General features: G+C 47.4%; 4 protein-coding genes and 4 pseudogenes. 2 read left to right on the plus strand and 6 right to left on the minus strand.

Annotation, left to right across the window (positions count from 1 at the left end):
* Both B9T16_RS26845 and B9T16_RS26850 read left to right on the plus strand, forming a co-directional pair.
* Nucleotides 1–123: pseudogene (locus tag B9T16_RS26845) on the plus strand (IS1 family transposase); the annotation flags it as partial.
* 34 nt (nt 124–157) lie between these two features.
* Nucleotides 158–319, plus strand: coding sequence for a hypothetical protein (locus B9T16_RS26850; protein WP_162097045.1), 162 nt, complete (start codon nt 158–160; stop codon nt 317–319).
* Between the two features lie 91 nt (nt 320–410).
* Here B9T16_RS26850 and B9T16_RS26855 read toward each other — a convergent pair.
* The 6 genes and pseudogenes from B9T16_RS26855 to B9T16_RS26880 form a co-directional block, all read right to left on the minus strand.
* Nucleotides 411–1,305: pseudogene (locus B9T16_RS26855) on the minus strand (IS630 family transposase).
* A 430-nt stretch (nt 1,306–1,735) separates the two neighbouring features.
* Complete coding sequence (gene rpmA, locus B9T16_RS26860) at nt 1,736–2,002, minus strand: 50S ribosomal protein L27 (RefSeq protein WP_006615800.1); 267 nt, start codon at nt 2,000–2,002, stop codon at nt 1,736–1,738.
* Nucleotides 2,003–2,034: 32 nt separating this feature from the next.
* A pseudogene (locus B9T16_RS26865) lies at nt 2,035–2,423 on the minus strand (zinc ribbon domain-containing protein); the annotation flags it as partial.
* Nucleotides 2,424–2,636: 213 nt separating this feature from the next.
* Complete coding sequence (rplU, locus tag B9T16_RS26870) at nt 2,637–3,023, minus strand: 50S ribosomal protein L21 (RefSeq protein WP_006615928.1); 387 nt, start codon at nt 3,021–3,023, stop codon at nt 2,637–2,639.
* 7 nt (nt 3,024–3,030) lie between these two features.
* A complete protein-coding gene (locus B9T16_RS26875; RefSeq protein ID WP_410246193.1) occupies nt 3,031–3,192 on the minus strand; it encodes a hypothetical protein in 162 nt (53 codons plus the stop codon).
* A 90-nt stretch (nt 3,193–3,282) separates the two neighbouring features.
* Nucleotides 3,283–3,509: pseudogene (locus B9T16_RS26880) on the minus strand (hypothetical protein); the annotation flags it as partial.

The following is a 3,509-nucleotide window of genomic DNA, read 5'->3' on the forward strand; positions in this document are numbered from 1 at the left end:
CACTATTTAGCCAGGCTACATCGCAAAACTTTGTGTGATTCCAAGTCCACTGAGATGTTGTACAAATCAATTCGCTTACTTATCTATTATTTGAAGCATGGACAACTTCCTCCGTTCTCTTAATCATTCCTCACTGTGCAATACCAACGCTGGTGTTATGTACAGCAGGAAGTTGAGAGTAACGGCGGTAGCCACCCCCAGTTTCAAGGTTCACACCCGTCAGACTGAAGCGGGGAACGGAAGGCGTGAAGTAGAACCTACTACCAGAGGCGACCACTGCCAACCATCCATGATTAGGGAAACCGAATGTCAGGCTTGAACCATCGTAATACTCTAGTAGCGAAATAGGTTGATACGCTGCGATCAAAAGAGTACGGGGAAAAGAAGGGGTATAGCATTAGTCAAGGTGGTTAGGACGCAGCTTGGAGAACGGAATCCATGGCATCATCGAGAGAATCAAACTGCTCACGTGCAATGGCGAATGCGGGCTTTCAACCACGACCAAAATTTCTCTATCTTGTTGAGGTCTGGCGAATAAGGTGGTAGATAGAGCAAACGGCATTGAGCCGCCTCCACTAGCTCAGGAATCCGTCCCCCTTTATGAAACGTTGCATTGTCTAGCACTAGAGTCTGACCTGGCTTCAGTGTTGGAATTAAGATGAACTCCAACCACAACTCAAACACTGTCCGATTACAACAACCCTCAAAGCGATCGGGGGCTAAGAGTTGTTAATGACACCATGGGGCTATCATGCTCACCCTGCCCTGCCTCTTCCCGGATTTGAGGGCATCGAAGCGTTTTCCTTCCTCGCAGTAACCATAAGGGTAATCCGAGTCCTGACTATTCATGCCGGCTTCATCGAGGTAGACCACTTCTTGTGGCTCCATATGTTCAATCTGAGCAATAAACTCCTCTCGCTGTTGCTGATCACGTTCTTGGTAGCCGTAAGTTTTTTTTCTGGTGAAGCCAATTTTCTTCAAGGCTCTGGATATGGTGCGAGGAGAGATGTCGTCATCCCAAAGTTCAGCCATTTGAGCGGAGGTTTTGTCGCCATGCTCTTAGGCAAAAGCCTTGAATTTTTGCCAGTCGGTAATTTGGTGGCTATGACCAGGTGGGCGATTAGGTTTAGGGAGGAAGTCGCCGGTGTGTTCTTTTCTTTGCAGCCAGAGATTGATGGTGTTCCGGCTGACATGGAAAACTTGACTGGCTTCTGTTTTGGGTATACCGTCTAGTTCAATTGCATTAATAACTTTTTGTCTAAGGTCGTAACTGTAGGGGGCTGGCTTTTTGGGTCTTCTGTAGATATCCTTGCCATTATACGTCCTAACTGTTCTGTCTTGTGCTATATATTTCGGCATTTAACTCGCTTGCTGTGTACTCGTCTAGCTTAACGCAATTGTTGACCTTTGTCAATCGTTGTTCAGTGAATTGCCTAACAGGAAGAGTCTCTCCAAATCGCACTGTCTTAACCCCTTAAAACTGTTTAACGATTCGGTTCTAGAGCCGGGAACTAGCACGCATTCCAGGGTAGGAACTTTAACTCTTGCTCTGAACGTAGCCAGTTACGGCTATAGCTGGTCAGCTATTCTGTTGCGGGAGGCACGAAGCCCCCGTGCTTCAGGCGGGGGTGCTGACTACAATATTTCCCCGAAAACTGAAAAAACCGGACACTTATGGAGTCCGGTTATGGAAAAAATATCTGACGAGGCTGGTGGGAAACCCGCCCTACTATGGCTAGGATGCCACTTCTACGGGATAAACGCTGACTTTCTTGCCGCTTTTCCCCCGGCGCTCAAATTGCACAACTCCATCTACTTTGGCAAATAGAGTATCATCTTTGCCAATGCCTACATTGTTCCCAGGGTGGAACTTACAGCCGCGCTGACGCACGAGGATATTACCTGCACTGACTACTTGACCGCCATAGCGTTTGACTCCCAAACGCTGGGCGTTAGAGTCGCGACCGTTACGGGTGCTTCCTGTTCCTTTCTTATGAGCCATGATCTTCTCCTAATTAACCTGATCTGATACATTTACGCGACATTTTTCCGGTTGTTCCCGGACAATGCGACGATAGCACTATTACCCGTTAAGGTAACAGAGGCGGTATCCCGCAAAGCTTTTAGAAAGATTCCAAAAGCACCGTTCCAGTCCCGTGGTAGAGTGAACCCGCACTCCGGACATCGGAACACTTTTGAGCCACCTAGCTGGGAATGGACATGACCACAGTGAGTACAGGTTTTGCTGGTGTATTCTTAGGTCACATCTACAACTGTTCAGTTATTTCCGCTTGATGTCTCAGGGTTAGTTTGAATCGATAATGCGCCCATGTCAGCATGGCGCGGGCAGTCTTAGACCTGATTAGACGCTTCACCTGACTGGCCATATTGGAAGTCTCGAAGGTTGGCYAAAAAATYAGGCTGTGTTATGGGATGGTCAGGGATGCGACCCAATCAACCAAGGGGTTGAAGTCCTCACCGGGTAGTTATTTCGCCCATTTCAGCTCTATTTCATACCCGAAGGTCTCGCACCATACTTGGTATTGTAGCGCATCGCCCTAATTGGTTCAACTAATCTGTGATTAAATTAAGCTCTTATAATTCTAGTTTGCTTTAGTTGAGGACCAACTCCAAATTTATTCTGCTGTCGCGGCCTGGGGTTCTGAGGTTGGGCTTTCTGACTGTTCGCGACTGGCCAAAACTTCCCCGTTGAGAGTAATTGAATCAATCATCAATCGGGTTACTTCTTGGCGGTGGCCCCGTTTTTTGCGGGTTTTCTTCTTGGGTCGCATTTTATATACAATAACTTTGCGATCGCGGAAGTGCCGCACAATTGTCCCCTCAATGATCGCCCCAGCTACTAGAGGCTGACCGATATGGACGTTACCATCATGCTGAACCAGCAGCACTTTCTCGATGGTTAGTTTTTCATCTTGATCTACTGGTAGCGATTCAACATCGTAGAACCTACCCGGTTCTACCCGCACTTGTTTACCGCCCGTTTCAATAATTGCGTAAGTCATGGAATTGTTAGTAAAGTTGCCGTACAGGTAGCCAACAGTAGACGATCGCCTGTTTGTTTATGGTTGCCATTTCCACAAGGCGCGATCGCTCACCACTAGCATTTAGCAATATCTGAACCTGATCCAAGCCAGATTTATACAGACAATCCGTTATTATTTCATATTCCATCACTGTTTGTCAAGCACCATTAACCCCATAGCAGCAATTCTCATTTTGGAAATTCAACTGCTATCGGGTGGGATGTCTAACTCGAGACCCTCAAGCATAAAGGTCAGAAGGTGGTCCCAACTGTCGAAGTACAGTCTGGGTAAGCGCGCGCAAATCATTAAAGAAGGTTTGGCGCTTCGGTAAGTGCGCTCGTAGCAACTGGTACTTGTTATCGAGCAACTCCTGCAGGGTGTGGAAGAGCAGCGAGAGGATGTTGATGGTCCGGAGCAAGGAAGAAAGATGCTGCTTGTCATGGCCAAAATTGTGTTCGAGATGGT

Origin of the sequence: Arthrospira sp. PCC 8006, assembly GCF_046480465.1 — a bacterium.
In the GTDB taxonomy this organism is placed as follows: Bacteria; Cyanobacteriota; Cyanobacteriia; order Cyanobacteriales; family Microcoleaceae; genus Limnospira; species Limnospira platensis.

What these genes read in the sequence shown, in the direction of transcription:
- rpmA (WP_006615800.1), bottom strand. Translation starts at nt 2,002, where the DNA reads ATGGCTCATAAGAAAGGAACAGGAAGCACCCGTAACGGTCGCGACTCT.
- B9T16_RS26875 (WP_410246193.1), bottom strand. Translation starts at nt 3,192, where the DNA reads ATGGAATATGAAATAATAACGGATTGTCTGTATAAATCTGGCTTGGAT.
- B9T16_RS26850 (WP_162097045.1), top strand. Translation starts at nt 158, where the DNA reads ATGTACAGCAGGAAGTTGAGAGTAACGGCGGTAGCCACCCCCAGTTTC.
- rplU (WP_006615928.1), bottom strand. Translation starts at nt 3,023, where the DNA reads ATGACTTACGCAATTATTGAAACGGGCGGTAAACAAGTGCGGGTAGAA.